The 19255-nt window shown below is 65.5% G+C and carries 20 protein-coding genes and 2 tRNA genes; 3 read left to right on the plus strand and 19 right to left on the minus strand.

The window, feature by feature from the left end; translation table 11 throughout:
• Positions 1 to 6: 6 nt before the first annotated feature.
• From QGV55_RS09600 to dapF, 18 genes are all read right to left on the minus strand, one after another.
• Positions 7 to 1788, minus strand: coding sequence for an SLC13 family permease (locus QGV55_RS09600; protein WP_281017035.1), 1782 nt, complete (start codon positions 1786 to 1788; stop codon positions 7 to 9).
• Positions 1789 to 1881: 93 nt separating this feature from the next.
• Positions 1882 to 2766 carry a MaoC/PaaZ C-terminal domain-containing protein gene (locus QGV55_RS09605; protein ID WP_281017034.1) on the minus strand — a complete coding sequence of 295 codons (885 nt, stop codon included), beginning with the start codon at positions 2764 to 2766 and terminating at the stop codon, positions 1882 to 1884.
• Between the two features lie 134 nt (positions 2767 to 2900).
• A tRNA-Arg gene (locus QGV55_RS09610) sits at positions 2901 to 2977 on the minus strand.
• A gap of 47 nt (positions 2978 to 3024) precedes the next feature.
• A complete protein-coding gene (locus QGV55_RS09615; RefSeq protein ID WP_281017032.1) occupies positions 3025 to 3318 on the minus strand; it encodes an ETC complex I subunit in 294 nt (97 codons plus the stop codon).
• 70 nt (positions 3319 to 3388) lie between these two features.
• Positions 3389 to 3465: transfer RNA gene (locus tag QGV55_RS09620), tRNA-Pro, on the minus strand.
• Positions 3466 to 3682: 217 nt separating this feature from the next.
• On the minus strand, positions 3683 to 4324 hold the full coding sequence (locus QGV55_RS09625) for a CoA pyrophosphatase (RefSeq protein ID WP_281017030.1): 642 nt from the start codon (positions 4322 to 4324) through the stop codon (positions 3683 to 3685).
• Positions 4325 to 4329: 5 nt separating this feature from the next.
• Positions 4330 to 5331 carry an NADP-dependent oxidoreductase gene (locus tag QGV55_RS09630; RefSeq protein WP_281017029.1) on the minus strand — a complete coding sequence of 334 codons (1002 nt, stop codon included), beginning with the start codon at positions 5329 to 5331 and terminating at the stop codon, positions 4330 to 4332.
• A 78-nt stretch (positions 5332 to 5409) separates the two neighbouring features.
• Entirely contained in the window at positions 5410 to 6852 is a 1443-nt protein-coding gene (locus QGV55_RS09635; protein WP_281020145.1) for a HAMP domain-containing sensor histidine kinase, read from the minus strand.
• Positions 6853 to 6969: 117 nt separating this feature from the next.
• Positions 6970 to 8136, minus strand: coding sequence for a pyridoxal phosphate-dependent aminotransferase (locus QGV55_RS09640; RefSeq protein ID WP_281017027.1), 1167 nt, complete (start codon positions 8134 to 8136; stop codon positions 6970 to 6972).
• Entirely contained in the window at positions 8133 to 9077 is a 945-nt protein-coding gene (meaB, locus tag QGV55_RS09645) for a methylmalonyl Co-A mutase-associated GTPase MeaB (protein WP_281017026.1), read from the minus strand. The genes QGV55_RS09640 and meaB overlap by 4 nt, the downstream gene beginning before the upstream one ends.
• Positions 9064 to 10812, minus strand: a complete 1749-nt coding sequence (gene ptsP, locus QGV55_RS09650; RefSeq protein ID WP_281017025.1) for a phosphoenolpyruvate--protein phosphotransferase — start codon at positions 10810 to 10812, stop codon at positions 9064 to 9066. The genes meaB and ptsP overlap by 14 nt, the downstream gene beginning before the upstream one ends.
• Positions 10809 to 11087, minus strand: a complete 279-nt coding sequence (locus tag QGV55_RS09655; RefSeq protein ID WP_281017024.1) for an HPr family phosphocarrier protein — start codon at positions 11085 to 11087, stop codon at positions 10809 to 10811. Before QGV55_RS09655 ends, ptsP begins: the two co-directional genes overlap by 4 nt.
• A complete protein-coding gene (locus tag QGV55_RS09660) occupies positions 11084 to 11491 on the minus strand; it encodes a PTS sugar transporter subunit IIA (RefSeq protein ID WP_281017023.1) in 408 nt (135 codons plus the stop codon). The genes QGV55_RS09655 and QGV55_RS09660 overlap by 4 nt, the downstream gene beginning before the upstream one ends.
• A gap of 40 nt (positions 11492 to 11531) precedes the next feature.
• Positions 11532 to 12413, minus strand: coding sequence for an RNase adapter RapZ (rapZ, locus tag QGV55_RS09665; protein ID WP_281017022.1), 882 nt, complete (start codon positions 12411 to 12413; stop codon positions 11532 to 11534).
• Positions 12414 to 12421: 8 nt separating this feature from the next.
• Entirely contained in the window at positions 12422 to 12871 is a 450-nt protein-coding gene (locus QGV55_RS09670; RefSeq protein WP_281017021.1) for an HPr kinase/phosphatase C-terminal domain-containing protein, read from the minus strand.
• Between the two features lie 5 nt (positions 12872 to 12876).
• Positions 12877 to 13812, minus strand: a complete 936-nt coding sequence (gene ftsY / locus QGV55_RS09675; RefSeq protein WP_281017020.1) for a signal recognition particle-docking protein FtsY — start codon at positions 13810 to 13812, stop codon at positions 12877 to 12879.
• Positions 13812 to 15056: a tRNA (N(6)-L-threonylcarbamoyladenosine(37)-C(2))-methylthiotransferase MtaB gene (gene mtaB, locus QGV55_RS09680; RefSeq protein WP_281017019.1), complete on the minus strand. Its 1245-nt coding sequence runs from the start codon at positions 15054 to 15056 to the stop codon at positions 13812 to 13814. Before mtaB ends, ftsY begins: the two co-directional genes overlap by 1 nt.
• Positions 15053 to 15892 carry a diaminopimelate epimerase gene (dapF, locus tag QGV55_RS09685; protein WP_281017018.1) on the minus strand — a complete coding sequence of 280 codons (840 nt, stop codon included), beginning with the start codon at positions 15890 to 15892 and terminating at the stop codon, positions 15053 to 15055. The genes mtaB and dapF overlap by 4 nt, the downstream gene beginning before the upstream one ends.
• Before the next feature lie 120 nt (positions 15893 to 16012).
• Between dapF and QGV55_RS09690 the strand changes: the two genes are divergently transcribed.
• Entirely contained in the window at positions 16013 to 16315 is a 303-nt protein-coding gene (locus tag QGV55_RS09690; protein WP_281017017.1) for an acylphosphatase, read from the plus strand.
• 42 nt (positions 16316 to 16357) lie between these two features.
• Here the strand turns inward: QGV55_RS09690 and QGV55_RS09695 are convergent, their stop codons facing one another.
• Positions 16358 to 16561 carry a hypothetical protein gene (locus QGV55_RS09695; RefSeq protein WP_281017016.1) on the minus strand — a complete coding sequence of 68 codons (204 nt, stop codon included), beginning with the start codon at positions 16559 to 16561 and terminating at the stop codon, positions 16358 to 16360.
• 304 nt (positions 16562 to 16865) lie between these two features.
• Between QGV55_RS09695 and QGV55_RS09700 the strand changes: the two genes are divergently transcribed.
• Together QGV55_RS09700 and QGV55_RS09705 are read left to right on the plus strand one after the other, a co-directional pair.
• On the plus strand, positions 16866 to 18707 hold the full coding sequence (locus QGV55_RS09700) for an ABC transporter transmembrane domain-containing protein (RefSeq protein ID WP_281017015.1): 1842 nt from the start codon (positions 16866 to 16868) through the stop codon (positions 18705 to 18707).
• Positions 18708 to 18722: 15 nt separating this feature from the next.
• On the plus strand, positions 18723 to 19226 hold the full coding sequence (locus tag QGV55_RS09705; RefSeq protein ID WP_281017014.1) for a L,D-transpeptidase family protein: 504 nt from the start codon (positions 18723 to 18725) through the stop codon (positions 19224 to 19226).
• Positions 19227 to 19255: the final 29 nt, after the last annotated feature.

Here is a 19255-nt window from a genome sequence, read left to right on the forward strand (position 1 = left end):
GCGAACCTACATCGGCCAGACCAGCAGGATCATCGGGATCGAGACGGCGACGACGATGATCTCCAGCGGCAGGCCCATGCGCCAGTAATCGCCGAAGGCATAGCCGCCGGGGCCGAGGATCAGCGTGTTGTTCTTGTGTCCGATGGGCGTCAGGAAAGCGCAGGAGGCGGCGACGGCGACAGCCATCAGGAACGGGTCCGGGCTGACGCCCAGGGATTCGGCCATCTGGATGCCGACCGGGGCCGCCACGATTGCTGTCGCGGTGTTGTTCAGCACATCCGACAGCGTCATGGTCACCACCATCAGCACCGTCAGCACCGCCCAGGCGGGCCAGCCCGCGGTCAGCCCGACCAGTCCATTCGCGATCAGCGCCGTGCCCCCGGCGCTGTCGAGCGCCGCCCCCAGCGGGATCATCGAGCCAAGCAGGACGACCACCGGCCATTCGACATGGTCATACAGGTTGGAAAGCGAGAGGATGCCGGTCAGCAGATAGATCACCACGACAATGCCCAGCGCCACCGGCAGATAGATCAGGCCAACCGAGGCGGCGGCCACCGCCGCACCGAAGACCGAGATCGCGAGCCAGACCTTGTCGGAGTCCGTGACCGCCAGCCCCCTGTCAGCCAGGGGCAGCACCCCCAGCCATTCGACGACATTGTCGCGCTCCCCCTCCGGCGTCAGCAGCAGCAGGATGTCGCCGGGGCGCACCATCGTCTGGCGGATTTCCTTCTCCACCCGGCGCCCCTCCCGCGAGAGCCCCAGCAGCACCGTGTTGTGCCGCCAGGCCAGACCCAGCCCCTGTGCGGTCTGTCCGGCAAAACGCGCCCCCTCCGGCACAACGACCTCGATCACCACCAGCCCCTCGCCCGCCGCACTCAGATGGTCCTTGTCCGAGCCATCGGTGAAATCCAGCGACAGGGTCGCGCGAAACTCGTCGAGTGATTCCGGCTGGGCCTCCAGCACGATGGCATCCCCGGCCTCCAGCGCCGTGTCCCGCTGCGTGCCATAGCGACGTCTGCCGTTGCGGATCAGGCCCAGAACCGCCACATCGTTCTTGTCTGCCGTGGCGTAGAGTTCGAACAGGCGCTTGCCGATCAGGTCCGATTTCTCGGGCACCGAGAGTTCAGCGATATAGTCCTTCTCGCTGAGGCGCGCGTCCGACAGCGCCCCCTCGCCCGTCTTCTTCGGGATGAAGCGCCAGCCGACCAGCGCCACGAACAGCAGCCCGACCAGGGCCGTGACGCCACCGACCGGGGCAAAGTCGAACATGCTGTATCCCTCGCCCAGCTGATCCTTCCGGATCGTGGCGATGACGATGTTCGGCGGTGTCCCGATCAGGGTGACCATGCCGCCCAGGATGGTGCAGAACGACAGCGGCATCAGGGACAGCCGCACCTGCCGCGCCGCCTTTCGCGCCGTCTGGATATCCACCGGCATCAGCAGCGCAAGCGCGGCCACATTGTTCATGAAGGCGGAGAGCACGCCGCCGATACCGCCCATGAAGGCAATATGCGCGCCCAGGCCCCGTTCGGGATCGACCAGGGTGCGGGTGATCAGGAAGACTGCACCGGACCTCACCAGCCCGGCGGAAACGATCAGCACCAGTGCCACCACCAGCGTCGCCGGATGACCGAACCCCGCGAAGGCTTCCCCCGCCGGAACAGCCCCCAGCACCACCGCGATCATCAGTGCCGAGAATGCCACCAGATCATAACGGAACCGCCCCCACAGCAGCATCCCGAAGACGCCGCCGAACAGGGCGAACAGGATCATCTGGTCAACGCTCATGCTCAGGCTCCCTCACGAACCGCATACCGATTCCATGGGCATGATGACACGGATGGGACACGGCTGCTGTCAGGCTGCTGTGGCGGGGACCTGTCAGCCTGCGCGCACCTCGGCGATGCCGTTGGACAGGACCGGCTTGCCGCGCGCGTCCACGGTATCCACCTCGATCCGCCCGTCGCCCAGGTCCCGGTGCCGGACCGTGATGGTCTCCCCCGGGATCACCATGCCGGTGAAGCGGCAGGCGAAGCGTTTCAGCCGTCGCGGATCACCGTCCGCATAGCGGCGGATGACACTGTCCATGGCCAGCGCCCAGGTGGCGGTACCATGCAGGATGATGTCAGGCAGGTCGGCGGCCAGTGCCACGATCCGCTCCGTATGGATCGGGTTCCAGATCGGCCCGCCCTCCGAATAGACATGCGGCAGGTAGCGCGGCACGGCGATTGCCTCGCTGGCAACGGATTCGCCGTCCAGCACCACAGACGGCAGCACTTCGCGTGTCGAGGTGCCCGCGTGATCGCAATCCAGCCGCCAGCCCCGGAACATGCCGCTGTTGTAGCTGGTGAAGACCGGCTGACCGTCACTGTCCACGGTGTCGTAGCGGCAGGTCATCAGGATCCCGGCACGGGTCTGCTTCAGGGTTTCCAGCACGCCGGTGGTCCTCAGCCGCTCCCCCATGCGGGGCGGCCGGTGGAAGATACTGTCCTGCTCCGCATGCACCCCGACGCTGCGGTACTGCGGCAGCGTGATGCCGAGGCATTCGGAAGTCGCGGCCCCGTCCGACAGCGGCCATTCCACCGCCGCGCACATGGCCGGCATCATCTCGACACCGCCTGGCCGCGCGTCATCCAGGTAGACCTCGTCACCCAGCAGCAGGCCCGAGGCATAGGCCAGCAACCGCCGCGGCGTCATCTCCGTCTCACACTCCCCCAGCACCTCACCCACGCGCGCACTGGAAATCGGCATCTTCGGCGCAGTCATCTGGCTTCCCTCCCCGGTTGCTCATCTGTCGCACGACTATAGCAAGCGTCCGGGCCGGGGCCATGGCACTGGCGCGGAGCAGCCCTGCGGCGGCGAGGCAGAATGTGATGAGGGAGGGCCCTGCGGCGGAGAATTGGCGCGCCCTGCAGGACTCGAACCTGCGACCCCAAGCTTAGAAGGCTCGTGCTCTATCCAGCTGAGCTAAGGGCGCGTCGGGGGTCAGGATAGCGGAAACCGGGCGGAAAGCGCAGTCCGCTGTCAGATCACCCGGTTGTAGGCGAAATTGTCGGCGTAGGCGCGCAGCTTCAGCTTGCGTTCGCGGGGTTCGTAAACACGGGCGTCGATGCCGTGCTTCTCGGCGTAGGCGACAGCCTGTTCCTTCGTGTCGAACTCCAGCCGGACCTGGGACTGGGTGTCGGCGATGCTGGTCCAACCCATCAGCGGGTCGGCATGTCTGGCCGCGTCGGCCCGGAATTCCAGGCGCCAGCGGCGGGTATTGGCCCTGCCGGACTGCATGGCGTTCTTGGCGGGACGATAGATGCGCGCGGACATGTCATCACCCTTCGGTCGTGGATGGTGTTCTGGGCGTAATGCCCCAAACGGATCGCTCTCGGTGGCCGGATGGTCGGGGCGATTGGATTCGAACCAACGACCACCGGTTCCCAAAACCGGTGCGCTACCAGACTGCGCTACGCCCCGATCCGGCACCATGCACGAGATAGCCGAGTGCCCCTGCCCCTGCAAGCATCTTGGCGCCGAACGCCGCTTTGGCCGCAGCGGATTCGGCGGCTGACCGTTCCACCCCTCTCCCCCTCCCGACCACCCATTCAGGATACTCCCGTGGGTGGTCGGGAGGGGGAGAGGGGTGGAACGGTCCACACACGATTCAGGGAACCAGTCGGCCGCAGAGACCTACCTACTTCCAGGCGAAGACCGGCTGTTCCAGATGCGCAACGCGGGTGTCGCGGCCATGCAGGGCGACTTCGCGGAACTGGTACAGCACCGCAGCGGTCGGCGCATGGATGTGGCGGTCCATGATCGGCAGCCGGATCACGGGGCGGTCACTCTCCGGGATATCGATGAACTGCGGCGAGTCCGGCCGGTCCAGATCGGTCAGCGGCACCAGATGCAGCGCCTGGACCTCCGCCGGGCTGAGGGTGAAGCTGGCCCCCGGTGCAGCCCAGGCGACAAAGGGCGTGATCGCGTAGCCGGAACGGGTGACATAGGCATCCAGCGGACCGAACAGGTCGTGTTCCGCGATGGTGATGCCGATCTCCTCCTCGATCTCCCGGCGGGCAGCGGTGGCGGCATCCTCCCCCGCATCGATCCGGCCCCCGGGCAAGGCCCACTGGCCCGCATGGTTGCGCATTTTCGACGCCCGCTGGGTCAGGACGAAGACCGGGGCACCGGCGTCATTCTCCGTCACGATGACGGTGACAGCCGCCTCCTTCAGGCGGGTACGTTCAGGGGGATGGCGCTCGAACGCGTCCAGGCGGTCACGCACGTGCTCCCGCAGGGCACCCGCCGCATGGGCGTCCTGCCAATGGTTCCGGTTCATCCGGGTCACGCCGGGTCGGCAGCGACGCGCACCATGCGCTTGCCCCGGTTCCTGCCGGCCAGCAGGCCGACCAGAGCCTCCGGCGCATTCTCCAGCCCCTCCACGATGTCCTCGACCACCTTGATCTGGCCGTTGGCGGCCCAGCCGCTCAGGTCGGCCACCGCCCTGGCGTCCTGATCGGCAAAGTCCATGACAATGAAGCCTTCCATCCGCAGCCGCTTGACCACCACAAGGCCCGGCAGGTTGCGCGGCCCCGTGGGCGCTGTGGCATTGTACTGGCTGACGGCACCGCAACAGACCACGCGGCCCTTCATGTTCATCTGGAACAGCACGGTCTCCAGGATCTCGCCGCCGACATTGTCAAAGTAGATATCGACCCCGTCCGGACAGGCCGCGCGCAGTTCCCGGAACAGGTTGCCGCCGCGATAGTCGATGGCGGCGTCGAAACCCAGTTCCTCGGTCAGCCAGGCGCATTTCTCCGCACCGCCCGCAATACCTACCGCGCGGCAGCCCAGCGCCTTGGCGATCTGGCCGACGAAGATGCCGACGGAACCGGCGGCGGCCGAGACCACCACCGTCTCCCCCGGCTTGGGCAGTCCGACATTGACCAGCCCGTGATAGGCCGTCTTGCCCGCAATGCCGAGCAGGGAGATGAGATGCGAGATCGGGCGATGATCGGGCAACTTCTCCAGCAGACTGCCCTTGCAGAGCACCTGCTCCGCCCAGCGTCCCTCCCCGCCGACCAGATCCCCCTCCGCGAAGGCCGGATCGGCGGAACGGATCACCTGCCCGATGATGTAGCCATGCATGATGTCCCCGGCCTTCACGGCCTCCCGATAGGTGGCGCCCTGCATCCAGGCACGATTGGCCGCATCGATGGAAATCAGGATGGTGCGGACCAGTACCTGCCCCTCGGCCACGTCCGGCGCCGGCCCCTCCTGAATGGCGAAATGCCCGGTGGTGAGTTCGCCTTTCGGCAATTCCTGGATGATGACCTGACGGTTCATGAAACCCCTCCCCCGGGCGTGATCTGAATGCCCGCCATTCTGCCTGCCGCGACCCCACTGGCAAGGGGGCATGCCGGATCAGGCGACTTCGGTTACATCGTCCGAGGTGGTCGGCCTGCATCTCGCGGCCGGAAAGACCAGCGCTGCCTCGGTGCCGACACCTGGTCGGCTGCTGAGCCGGACTTCCCCATCGTGCGCCTGCATCAGGGCCCGTGTCAGCGGCAGGCCGATGCCAAGTCCGTCGGTGCGCCTGTTCAGGTCGTCTTCCGCCTGGGCGAACGGGTCGAACAGCAGCTCGGCTTTCCTGTCGTCGAATCCACACCCCCTGTCGATGACGACGATCTGCACGCTGCCGTCGTCCGTCTTCAGCGCCTTGCAGGTGATCTCACTGCCGACCGGCGAGAATTTCGAGGCGTTGGAGATCAGGTTCGCCAGGCACTGCCTGATCTGGTTTGCATCAATGCGCAGAACCGGAACATCGTCCGCAACAATCTTGTTCAGGGTCTGGTGACGGGTCGAGAGCGTGCTCTCGATGCCTGCATGAACATCGTTGATCAGCTTCTCCGGCGGCACCTCTTCCTCCGTGATACGGATCATGCCGGATCCTGAGCGGGTGTAGTCGATCACACTTTCCACCAGCTGCATCAGATGCGTGCCGCTCTGAAAGATGCCTTCGACATAGCCACCGGCTCTGGCAGGTCTCACCTGTCCGATGACGCCGGAGAGCATCAATTCCGAAAAGCCGAGGATCGCATTCAACGGAGTCCTGAACTCGTGCCCCACAATGGCGAGGAAGCGGGACTTTGCCTCGAGCGCGGCAACTGCATCGTTCGCCAGCTTCTCGGAGCGCGCGTTCTCCAGCTTCAGCGACTGGATGGCGTGGTAGTTGCGGCGGACGAACAGTTCCTTGTTGTAGGCCGAGAACATCCCGATGATCGTGAAGGCGATCAGGATGCCGCAGAACGGGAGCATGGGGATCTCCCGACCGAATGGACTGCCGCCGAACGTGTAGATGGCCAGAGCCGCGATCAGCCCGAAGAGCAACGACAGCAGGATCGTTCCGGTAAGACGATTGCTCGGAAACTGTTGTGTGAAGATCATGATGACGCTCGCATTGAGCAGATAGAGATAGGCGACCGGCGTGTCAGCAGCGCGCAACTGGAGACACTCCACCAGCAAGACGAGTATCAGCAGGCCGAGGAAAGCCGGATTGCAGTATCGTTCCAGGCGCGGCCAGACAAAGGGCGCGAAGATCGTTGCAAAGGCTATCGGCAGACAGACGAACAGGTGGATGCCATTCAGCAACGGGCTGAAATCGTGATCGTACACGGCAAGCAGGACAGAGAAGATGATGTAATAGGCCGTTGATCCGGCGCGCCACCAGAACCCCAGTGATCGTGTCGCGCTGCGCCAGCTCGAACGGAAGCACCCCTCCAGTTCGGCATCACCGAAGCGCAGGGTTACGGCATCCATCACCGGATCCTTGCCACCCTTCCTGCCTTCTGCTGCGCTGACACCCATAGATAAGCCTTCCTTCGTCTGCCTAGCAGACGGGACTTAACAGGCTCTTGCAATTTCCGGACCTAATCGGTGAACAATACCGGGAAGACAGGTTCAGGGGGATGGAATTTCCACGATTCAGCCGTCGAGAAGCGGCCGCATCCGATCAAGTGCAGTCGACAGCGCCTGCTCCGATGACGCAAAGCAGAGCCTCAGATACCCCTCACCCTGCTGGCCGAAGGCAATACCGGGGGCCAGTCCGACACCGGCTTCCTCCACCAGTCGGCGGGCCAGTGCGAGGCTGTCCGTTACGCCATCAACGGAAAAGAAGGCGTAGAAGGCCGCTTCCGGGGATGCGACGCGGACGCGGGAGAACTGGCTGAGCCCCTGGGCGACCAGATCCCGGCGACGGCGCAGCCGCTCCACCAGATCATTCACGTAGCCATCGCCGTCACGCAGCGCCACCGCCCCCGCGTGCTGCACGAAGGTTGTCGGACCAGCGATATTGTATTCATTCAGCTTCGACAGATCGGTGAGCAGCGACGCCGGGGCCGTGATCCAGCCAAGTCGCCAGCCTGTCATCGACCAGCTCTTGGAAAAGCTGTTGATCGCAATCACCCGGTCATCAGGCTCCGCCACCTCCACGAAGGCTGGCGCATGCGGCCGGTCGTAGACCAGTCGGGCGTAGACATCGTCCGCAACGATCCAGATGCCGCGCTGCCGCGCCCAGGCCAGGATCGCATCGCGCTGGTCCTCCGGCATCATCCAGCCGGTCGGATTACCGGGACTGTTGATGAAGATCGCACGTGTCCGGTCGTCGGCCGCATCGAACAGGCGGTCCAGATCCAGATGCCAGCGCCCGTCCGTTTCCTGCAGCGCAACGTCACGCGCTTCCCCGCCCATGATGGCGATTGTCTCCCGGCAGTTGGGCCAGACAGGCGTCACCACCAGCACATTGTCACCCGGATCCACCAGCGCCTGGAACGTCAGGATGATCGCATTCATGCCCGACGCCGTGACCACGAACCGCTCCAGGTCGAAGGGCCGGTTGTACAGCCGGGTCATGTAGGCCTGGATCTCCGCCCGCAACGGGGCGACACCTGCGTTCGGGGCGTAGAAGGTCGCGCCCTCGTCCATCGCACGGCGGGCCGCATCCTTGATGAAATCGGGGGTCTGTTCGTCCGACTCACCGAACCAGAGGGGAATGAGGCCCTCGCGCCCCTCCCCGAACAGCGAAACCTCCCGGATCTTCGAGTCCGGCAAGGTATGGATCAGATCGCGGACAAGCGGGCGCAGCAGGCTCATGACGGTTCCTTCAGCATTCGCCGGACCAGTTCCAGTGCGGCACTCTCGACAGTCTTTTCGCCCGCCAGCAGGGCGCGGGCAAGCCCGTCGATCTCCTCCGGGGAGGCCTGGGCAAGACGTTGGCGCAGCAGATCCTGCGCGGCACGGATCAGCAGACGCCGGGACCGTGTCATCGGCGCCTGGGCACGGCGGTGCTGGCCGAGGCGATCGATGACGTCGGCCAGCGCCTCCACCCCCTTGCCGGTGGTCGCGACCGTGCGCAGCACTTCCGTTGCCGGTTCCCGCGCCTGCATGCCCACCATCGTCTTCAGATAGCGCGCGGTCTGGGCACTCAGCGGGTGGTCGCCCTTGTTGACGACCAGAACATCGGCGATCTCCAGAATACCGGCCTTGATGGCCTGAACGTCGTCCCCCAGGCCCGGTGCCGCAACGACCACCTTTATGTCGGCGACCTCGGCGATCTCGACTTCGGACTGCCCCGCGCCGACGGTCTCGATCACGACAACATCCAGACCCGCGGCATCCATGCAGTCGATGACCCGGACGGCGGAGCGCGACAGTCCCCCCAGGTGCCCCCGACTGGCGAGCGACCGCACAAAGACGCCCCTGTCCCCGGAATGGCCCGTCATCCGGATCCGGTCGCCCAGGATCGCACCACCGGTCACCGGGCTCGACGGATCGACCGCAACCACACCTACCGTCCGCCCCCTTGCCCGCTGTACCTGCACGAAGGCGTTGACCAGGGTCGACTTTCCGGCGCCGGGCGGGCCGGTGAAACCGACGGTGATCGCCCGCCCCAGATGCCCCCGGATGGCGGCAAGGACCTCTGTCGCCGAAGCGCCCTCGTTCTCCACCAGCGTGATCGCCCGCGCCAGCGCGCGCCGGTCTCCGGCCAGCAGGTCCTGCAGCCAGTCGCCCCCCGCACTGTCAGGCGAAGTCATCCAGAACCTCCGCCGATCGCTGGGGGTTGGTCTGGGCCATGACGTTGTCGGCGTGCTCGGAGGCGCTGACGGTATCAAGGCGCCGGATGCGCTGCTTGACCTGCGGAATGCTGCCCACAGCCATGGAGAGGTCGCGAATGCCGAGTCCGACCAGCAGTGGAGAGAAGCGTGGATCGCCGGCGATCTCGCCGCAGACGTTGACCGGGATACCGGCACGCAGCGCAGCAGCAACGGCGAACTGCATCAGACGCAGGACCCCGGGATGCAGCGGATCGTAGAGCGTCGCCACCTGCTCGTTCGTGCGGTCCAGGGCCAGTGTGTACATGGTCAGATCGTTGGTCCCAATGGAGAAGAAATCGCACGCCCGCGCCAGGGCATCGGCCGAGAGTGCCGCCGCCGGCACCTCGATCATCACGCCCAGCGGCGGCAGCGGATCGGCGATCCGCACCTTCCGGCGTTTCAGGCGCCGCGCCACCTTGGCCAGCAGACTGCGCACCGCTTCGATCTCGCTGACCGACGTGATCATGGGCAACAGGATTCGAACCGGGCCATGCGCCCCGGCGCGCAGGATCGCGGCCAGCTGGTTCTCCAGCGAGGTGGCACGCATCAGCGACAGCCGGATACCGCGCAGGCCAAGCGCGGGATTGTCACCCGGCGGCAGGTCACCGGCCATCGACTGCGGCAGCTTGTCGAAGCCGACGTCCAGCGTGCGGATGGTCACTGTCCGCCCCTGCATTCCCTCCACCAGCGACGCGAGCTGGCGGTACTGGGTTTCCTCGTCGGGTTCCGTCTCGGCGGCCATGAACAGGAACTCACTGCGCAGCAGACCGATCCCCTCCGCCCCCAGTCCGATGGCCTGCTCCGCCTCGATCGGCAGTTCGATATTGGCCTGCAGATGCACGGCGACACCGTCGCGGGTCTCCGACGGCAAATCCGTCAGCCTGGCCAGCGCACGCCGCTTTCGCAGCAGCGCGGTTCGCTGGCGGCGGTATCTCTCGACCGTTTCCCTGTCGGGACGCACATGCACCACACCGGCCTGACCATCAACGATGACCATGTCGCCATGGCTCACCGATTCCAGCAGATCCTGAACGCCGAGAACCGCCGGCAGCCCGAGGCCGCGGGCCAGGATCGCCGTATGACCATCCGCCCCGCCGATCTCCGCCACGATCCCGGCGACCTTGCCCGGCGCCATCGCGGCCGTGTCAGCCGGGGTCACTTCATGGGCGATCACCACGGAACCGGGCGAGACACCGGCAAAGGGCTCCGTCCGCGCGCCGCCCAGCGTCCGGATCAGACGCCGCCCGAGATCGCGCACATCATCGCCCCGCGCGGCAAGATAGGGGTCGGCAATGGCGCTGAACTGTCGGGCAATGCGCGAGATCTCGGCCTCGACCGCGGCTTCGGCATTCACGCGGCGGTCCCGGATCGCCGCTTCAACGCCCCGGGTCAGGCGCGACCCCTCCAGCATGCTGGCATGTGCGGCGAGCAGATAACCCATCTCCTCCCCGGCAGCGCCACCGATGTGTTCCGATTGCTGGCGCAGGTGCGACAGCTGCACCGAAGCGGCAGCCGTGGCATCCCGGAAACGCCGGATCTCCGCGGCGACTTCACTGGCCGGTATCCGGTATTCGACAACCCGGTCGGTCCCGCCGTCAACGACATGCGCCGGGCCGATGGCAATCCCGTCGGCAACGCCAAGTCCACCGAATGCCTGGCCAGCGGGGTCCGTCAACGGCCTTCGTCGAAACGTCCCGACACAAGATCGTCGAGCGCCCCGACGGCCTCCTCCGCGTCCTGCCCCTCGGCAGTGACGCAGATCTCCGTCCCCTTTGATGCCGCGAGCATCATCAGACCCATGATCGAATCGCCGGTCACGCAGGTCCCGTCCTTTTCGACAGTGACATGCGCGTCCCAGGCCGCAACGCAGGTCACGAACTTGGCCGCGGCGCGCGCATGCAGCCCCTTCTCGTTGCAGATGGTCAGCCGCCTGACCACCCGCGCTGTCACTGATCGCCCCCGTTCAGCACCTGCGAGGCGACATTGATGTACTTCCGCCCTGCCTCCTGCGCGATGGCTGCCGCCTCCCGCAGGCTCGACTTCTCCCGGACCGTCGCGAGCTTGATCAGCATCGGCAGGTTCATGCCCGCAATCACCTCGACCTCCCCCTGGTCCATCATCGAGATCGCGAGGTTGGAGGGGGTGCCCCCGAACATGTCGGTGAGCAGAACCACGCCGTCCCCATCATTGACGGCCGACACAGCCTCCATGATGTCCTTGCGGCGCTGTTCCATGTCGTCGTCCGGTCCGATGGATATTGCGCGCACATTTTCCTGCGCGCCCACGACATGCTCGGTTGCGGCAATGAATTCCTCCGCCAATCGACCATGCGTTACCAGAACCATGCCAATCATCGGTTCCTGTCTCCGTTTGCCCTGTTGGCGATGCTGCCGCTCAGGGCAGATCACGATGGCGAACGGTCACACGAGTGTCATCTCCACGCAAGCGTGCAGCAATCTGCTCCGCCGTGAAGACCGACCTGTGCCGGCCACCTGTGCACCCGATCGCGATCGTCAGATACGACTTTCCCTCTCTGGCGTAGCGCGGCAACAGAAAGGAAAGCATGTCATCCAGCTTTTCGATGAACGGCGGCCAGCCCGGATCCGTCATGATGTGATCCTGCACCGGCGTGTCGAGGCCCGTGCCCTCCCGCAGTTCCGCGACATAATAGGGATTTTCCAGAAAGCGGACATCGAACACCAGATCCGCCGCCCGAGGCAGCCCGCGCCGGAACGAGAATGACATGACATGGATCTGTGTGTGCTGCTCCGCGCCCAGGTCAAAAAGCCGCCGCATGTGTTCCCTGAGGTCCGGCAGCGACAGCGCGGTGGTGTCCACGACACAGTCCACCCGGTCCTGCAGCCCGGCGAACATCTCCTGCTCGATGCGGATGCCGTCGGCCACTGTCCGGTCGGATGCCATCGGATGGCGACGCCGCGTCTCCGTGAAGCGGTGCTGCAGCACATCCGCATCGCAGGTGAAGAAACAGAAGCGGACATTGATCTCACCGGTCTGGCGCAGCGCCGTGAGCTGTACGTCGAGCTGGTCGGAGTCGAAATCACGGGTGCGGCTGTCGATCCCGATGGCAAGGCAACGGCGCTTGCCGTCGTCCTGGGTGCCCCCGTCCCGCCCCAGCAGGGCCGGAAGCAGAAACAGCGGCAGGTTGTCGACAACCTCCCAGCCCATGTCTTCCAGCATCTTCAGCGCGGAACTCTTGCCTGCGCCGGAGAGCCCGGTCACGAGAAGAAGTTCATCCTTCTCAACATGTTCGGTCATGTTCTCGCTCATTCCAATCGCTTGTGCGGGTTCAGTGCAACAGCCAGTGCCATGGCCAATCTGGCCGTCGCGGCAGCGTCGAAAGGGTATAGCCGGACGCGGAGCGTCCCGATACCCGCATGGCGGAAAATTTCCGGCTCCGGCATGCGGGGGACTTCTTCGCGCGACGGAACAAGATCGACCACCAGCCGAAGGGGGGCAGCTTCCAGTCGCTGGGCATCATCCAGTCTGACCACGCCAATGCCGCGCACTTCCAGCAGCCCCGCCAGCGTGGCAGGAGCCGTGGCCCGCAGCTCCGTCCCCATGACAGACAACACAACCCGGTCGTCGGCGATCACCTGCCAGCCCTCAGCCAGCAGCCGCAGCGCCAGATCGGACTTGCCCGCCCCGGACCCGCCACGCAGCAGGACTGCGGCCCCATCGAGCGCGACAGCCGTTCCGTGAAGGGTTTCGGACATGGCCTTCAGTCAGCAACGCCGCAGAGCGCACGGGCGAAGTCATCGGCATCGAAGGGGCGCAGATCCTCCGCCTGTTCGCCGACACCTACATAATGGACAGGCAGGCCGAACTTGTCCGCCACCGCAACCAGCACGCCGCCCCGTGCGGACCCGTCCAGCTTGGTCATCACCAGACCGGTGACCTGGCAGACGTCGCGAAAGACCTCCACCTGGTTGACCGCGTTCTGACCCGTGGTCGCATCCAGCACCAGCAGCACGGCGTGCGGCGCGCTCTCGTCCTGCTTCTTCAGGACACGGACGATCTTTTCCAGTTCGGCCATCAGGTTGGCCTTGTTCTGCAGCCGTCCTGCCGTGTCGATCAGCAACAGGTCGGCCGAAACATCCCGCGCGCGTTTCAGGGCATCGAAGGCAAGACCCGCGGAGTCCGCCCCGCTGTCGCGCGCCACGACTTCCGCCCCGGTCCGCTCCCCCCAGATCTTGAGCTGGTCGATGGCTGCCGCACGAAAGGTGTCGCCGGCACAAAGCACGACCCTGTTCCCGATCTCCCGCTGATGATGGGCGATCTTGCCGATGGTCGTGGTCTTGCCGACACCGTTCACGCCGACCACCAGGACAACGTTCGGCTTCCGCGCCGCATCCAGTTCCAGCGGCAGGGCCACCGGTTTCAGCGTATTGGCGACAGCGTCGGCCAGTGCGCCGCGCACTTCCTCGTCCGTGACGTCCTTGTCGTACCGCCCCTTCGCGATCTCCGTGGTGATCCGCGCCGCTGCCTGCACCCCCAGGTCGGCACGGATCAGGATCTCCTCCAGATCCTCCAGCGCCTCGTCATCCAGTTTCCGGCGGGTGAAGACGGCGCTGATGCTGCCGGTCAGTTGGCCTGTGGAGCGTTTCAGCCCGTCCTTCAGACGTCCGAACCAGCCCTTGCGTTCCTGCTCCGCCATCAGGCCGCCCTCGCCTGCAGTGTCTCACCATCGACACCGACACCTTCGGCCCGGACGATATTCCCGGGGAGCGCCTCCCCCAGCAGCTGCACGCTGGCAAAATGGGCCGAATGTCCCTTGCCGGCGGTTTCCACCAGCACCTCGACAGGTCGGCCGACCTGCGCAGCGAGATGTCGCGCAGCGGCCGCCGACCCGAGTGCCCGCAAGGCCGCGGCGCGTTCCTTCCGCACCGGCTTCGGCACGGCGGGCATGCGGGCGGCGGGTGTTCCCGGACGCTCCGAATAGGGGAACACATGCAGCCAGGTCAGATCGCAATCCTCCACCAGACGACAGGAGTTGCGATGCATCTCCTCGGATTCGGTCGGGAACCCGGCGATCAGATCCGCACCGAACACGATGTCGGGCCGCAGCCGCCGGGCCTCCGCGCAGAACCGGATCGCATCAACGCGACCATGACGGCGCTTCATGCGTTTCAGCACCAGGTCATCCCCCGCCTGAAGCGAGAGATGCAGGTGCGGCATCAGACGCGGTTCCTCCGCGATCAGACGCCAGATGTCCGCATCGACCTCGACCGGATCAATGGAGGTCAGGCGCAGCCGCGCGATCTCCGGCACCATGGCCAGCAGGCGACGGCACAATTGCCCGAGGCTCGGCTGTCCCGGCAGGTCCGGACCATAGGACGTGATGTCGACACCGGTCAGCACGATCTCCCGTACCCCCTGCGCCGCCAGCTTGCGCGCCTCATCGACCACGACACCGATGGGGACGGAGCGGGAATTGCCGCGTCCGAAGGGAATGATGCAGAAGGTGCAGCGATGGTCGCAGCCGTTCTGGACCTGCAGGAAGGCACGCGCCCGCCCGTCGAAGCCTTCGATCAGGTGCCCGGCGGTTTCGCTGACCTGCATGATGTCCTGCACCAGCACCGGGTCATTGGTGCCCCGGGTGAAGGCCGCCGGATCCAGCTTCTCCCGATTGCCGACGACCCTGTCGACCTCCGGCATGTCCCCCCAGGTTGCAGGGGCGATCTGGGCCGCGCAGCCGGTGACCACGATCTCCGCCTCCGGACGCTCGCGGCGCAGGCGGCGGATCGTCTGACGCGCCTGACGCTCGGCTTCGGCGGTCACGGCGCAGGTATTGACGACGATGACGTCATCGCGGTCCGCCATGCTGGCATGACCCCGCATCACCTCTGCCTCCCAGGCATTCAGGCGGCAACCGAAAGTGACGATCTCCGGCCCGCTCATGCTGCGGCACCCGCCAGCACGCCCGGGTCGATGATGCCGTGGAAACTCAGGCTGGCCGCACCGGTCATCAGCACCGCCCCATCCGCATCCATGTCCATCCAGAGCGGTCCGCCGTCGAGGTCGATCCGCACCGGCCCGTCAATCAGGCCACGCGTCCGCGCCGCGGCATAGGTCGCGCAGGTGCCGGACCCGCAGGCCGAGGTGATGCCTGCACCGCGTTCGAACACACGCAGCCGGAAACTGCCGTCCGCACGCTGGCTTGCGACCGAGACATTCACCCGGTCGGGAAACAGTTCATGATTCTCGATTGTCGGACCGATGTCGGCAAGCGGCACGGCCTCCGCATCCGGCACGAAGAACACGACATGCGGATTGCCCATGGACACGGCCACGGGATCGGAAAGGTCACCGACAGTGAGGTCGAGGTGCTGCGTATCCATCTCCCGCGCCAGAGGAACATCCTGCCAGCCGAAGCGGGGCTGTCCCATGCGTGCCGTGAACAGGCCCTGCCCGGCATCCGACACCTGCAGAAGCCCGCCCGGACTGTCGATATCGACGGTCTCTCCGCCACTTTCCTCCAGCAACAGACGTCCGACGCAGCGGGTGCCGTTGCCACAGGCCCCGGCCGGCGAGCCATCGGAATTGTCGATGCGCATGTAGCAGGCCGCACTGTCGCTCGGCATCAGGGTCAGCAACTGGTCGAACCCCACGCCGTGCCGACGGTCGCCGATCGCCCGGATGATGCCGGGTGTCAGCCCGATCGGCTGCCGACGCGCATCCAGCACGACAAAATCATTGCCGAGACCGTGCATCTTTATGAAGGGCAGGGGTTCCATGTCTCAGAGTCGCAATTGCGCCTTTCCGGCGGTTGTCACGCGGGGTTTGAAGCGTTCTATATGGTCCCCGACCCTGTTCTGTCCATGTTGCAGAACAGCGCTCCTGCAGAGGAGCCGACCATGACCAGCGAACCATCCGACCTCAGCGCCCTGCATGTGGTGTTTCACGGACGTGTTCAGGGTGTCTGGTTTCGTGGTTTTACCTGTCGCAATGCGGCGGAACTGGGCGTCACCGGCTGGGTCCGCAACCGCCTGGACGGCACTGTCGAAGCCCAGATGGTCGGCGAAGGCCGTCAGATCAACGAACTGCTGCGCCGCTGCCGCAAGGGCCCGCCTGCGGCGAAGGTGGAACAGGCGATTGGCCAGCCCGGTCCCCTGCCCGACCCCTTGCCAACCGGATTTCGCCAGCGCGACACGATCTGAACAGGGTGGATGGGCGCGTGCCGGGGAACGGAGAGATTCCGTTCAGTTCATGAGACCTGTCGCGTCGGCGAGCGCGACGGCTGCTATCATGACAAACAGCAATGCTGCCCAGTTACTGCCGCCAGAGACCGTATCTGGCGACGGCATCAGGAGTTCGGTTTCGGTCAGGACGATATCACAGTGCGGGCATTTGGTTGCACGGCTTGCGATCAGCTCTTCACACGACTCACATTGCCGGAATGCCATGCCACTCTCCCCCCACTGTCTGATGACTTTCGCGCAGCGCCTCGACCCCTGGGGCAAGCCACGCGTCATCTTGCTTCACCTTCTTCTGCGGCAACTGTAACGATTTCGCGTTTCACAGCCAAATCGATGCTCGGTACACGCGAGTTTCGGATTCACCGAAAGCGAAGCCGCAGATTGGCGGGAGCGTGACGCAGGCCACTGCCGCGACCACGCGCCCCCCTTGGCGTTCAGGCGTGTCGGCAGTAGTGTCCGGCCATCGCGACCGGCAAAGGCGCGAGGAACAAGGGATTCAGCGCGGGGCGACATGACGGAAGAAACCGTTTCGACTGACCAGGGTCAGACCAATGACGAGAAATCCGGGCGCCCGAAGCCGAAGAAGATCAGTGCCCTTCGTGGCCTGATGCCTTTCGCACGACCCTATCGCCTGCAGATCATTTTCGCGATCATCGCCCTGACCGGTGCCGCTGCGGCGACACTGGCCATCGGTCAGGCCGTGCGACGGATGGTCGACAACGGGTTCGGTACCGCCGACGGACAGTTGCTGGACGAATACTTCATTGCCCTGTTCGGCGTCTTCACCCTGCTCGCCGCCTTTACCTTCGCCCGCTACTACACGGTCACCTGGCTGGGGGAGCGGATTGTCGCCGACATTCGCAAGGCCGTGTATCGCCACGTCATCGGCCTGGACCGGAACTTCTACGAACAGACCAAGACGGGCGAGGTGATGAGCCGCCTGACCGTGGACACCGAGCTGATCCAGACGGTCGTCGGCTCCAGCGCCTCCATGGCACTGCGCAACCTGCTGATGTTCATCGGTGGTCTGGCGATGCTGATCATCACCAGCCCGAAGCTGGCCGGACTGGTGCTGGCCATGGTGCCCATCGTCGTGGTGCCGATCATCTTCTTCGGGCGTCGGCTGCGGAAGCTGTCGCGGCTGAGCCAGGACAAGGTCGCAGAGGTCAATGCAAGGGCGGAGGAAAGCCTGAACGCGGTCCAGACCGTGCAGGCCTTCACGCAGGAGGAGTTCGAGAGGAACCGCTTCAGCAATGCGGTCGGTGAGACCTTCGCCGTGGCGCGGAAACGAATCGCCGTGCGCGCCTGGCTGACCGCGGTCATCATCCTGCTGATCTTTGGCGCCATTGATGCCGTGCTCTGGCTCGGTGCAACCGATGTGGCCGACGGCACCATGTCCAGCGGCGAACTGACCGCCTTCGTGTTCTACGCCATCGTCGTCGCCGGATCGGTCGGCACCCTGTCGGAGATGTGGGGCGATCTGCAACGCGCGGCTGGCGCGACGGAACGACTGATCGAACTGTCACAGGTGGTGCCGGAGATCGGCGTCCCCGCCAATCCGGTGTCCCTGCCGGACACGCCGGAGGGACGCCTCTGCCTCACCGACATTCATTTCAATTATCCCTCACGCCCGGAGATTGCCGCCCTGGACGGCTTCGGACTGGACGTGAAGCCCGGCGAAACGGTGGCGCTGGTCGGACCTAGCGGTGCCGGCAAGTCGACCGTGTTCCAGTTGCTGCTGCGGTTCTACAATCCCAATAGCGGAACCATCACGCTGGACGGCGTCGATATCACCAACGCAGACCCCTCCGAAGTGCGCAAGCGCTTCGGTCTGGTGCCCCAGGACGCAGTCATGTTCGGCACCTCCGCGATGGAGAACATCCGATATGGCCGCCCGGAAGCCACGGATGCGGAGGTTCACGCCGCCGCGCAGGCGGCTGGTGCGGCGGAGTTCCTCGATCGCCTGCCGGAGGGCTATGCCACCGAACTGGGCGAACGCGGCCAGCGCCTTTCCGGCGGCCAGCGCCAGCGCATTGCCATTGCCCGCGCGATCCTGCGCGATCCGGCGATCCTGCTGCTTGATGAGGCAACATCGGCCCTGGATGCGGAATCCGAACGCATGGTGCAGCAGGCGCTGGACAAGCTGATGCACGGGCGCACGACACTGGTGATCGCGCATCGCCTGGCAACCGTGCTGAAGGCGGACCGCATCGTCGTCATCGACCGTGGCTGCGTCGTGGCCAGCGGCACCCATGCCGAGCTCATGAAACAGGACGGGCTCTACGCCCGGCTCGCCAAGCTGCAGTTCGACCAGGACCGGGCAGCGCTCTCGGGCATCGAAGCGGCAGACTGAGTCACCGCGACCACCATGGCCCTGCTTCGCGTGCATCCGGAAGGCTACGCCACATTCGGCCGATGGACGTTCGCCTGCGCATTGGGTCGCGCCGGGATCGTCAGCACGAAGACAGAGGGCGACGGCGGCACGCCTGTCGGTCTCTTCCCCCTGCGGCGGCTGTTCTACCGGCACGACCGTCTGGGTCGCCCCCGGACACCGATCCCGGCCACACCCGTGCAGCTGCATCAGGGCTGGTGCGATGATCCGGAGAGTCCGCACTACAATCGCGCCGTCACGCTGCCGAGCCGGTTCGGTCATGAGCGGTTGTGGCGTGCCGATGGCCTCTATGACCTGATCCTGACAATCGGCCACAACGACCGCCCCGTTCGCCCGTCGGCCGGCAGCGCCGTCTTCGTTCATGTTGCCCATCCGGCCATGACCCCGACGGAGGGCTGCGTGGCTTTCGCCACGGAGGATCTTCTGCACCTGCTTCGGGTGCTGAGGCCGGGCGACGCGGTCCGGATTCAGCCGCACTGAACTGACGTAGGGTCAGGCTTGCGCGCTCC

Origin of the sequence: Minwuia sp. IMCC3009 (assembly GCF_029909415.1) — a bacterium.
Classification (GTDB): domain Bacteria; phylum Pseudomonadota; class Alphaproteobacteria; order Minwuiales; family Minwuiaceae; genus Minwuia.